Genomic DNA, 260 nt, shown 5'->3' on the forward strand with positions numbered 1-260 from the left:
ACTGGTGATGGGTCAAGTCTTCAAGCCCGGTGTCGGGGTCGATTTCGGCTCCACGGCCGCCATGTTCTCCGGTGATTACGCCGACAAGGGCGCCCTGCCGGACGCCGTGGCTACCCTGCTTGGGATGATCCCGACCAATGTGTTCAGTGCCCTGAACGAGGCGAACATCCTGCAGATCCTGGTGTTCTGCATGTTCCTCGGCATCGCGCTGGCCAAGCAGCCCCGCGAGCGTGCCAAGCCGCTGGTGGATGGCCTCAACA

The 260-nt window shown here is 63.1% G+C and carries 1 protein-coding gene; it reads left to right on the forward strand.

Annotated features, from left to right (window positions below):
* On the forward strand, positions 1-260 hold a 260-nt coding region (locus B4920_RS26805), incomplete at both ends, for a cation:dicarboxylase symporter family transporter (protein WP_139379715.1).

The organism is Zoogloea sp. LCSB751 (genome assembly GCF_002028455.1).
GTDB lineage: Bacteria > Pseudomonadota > Gammaproteobacteria > Burkholderiales > Rhodocyclaceae > Zoogloea.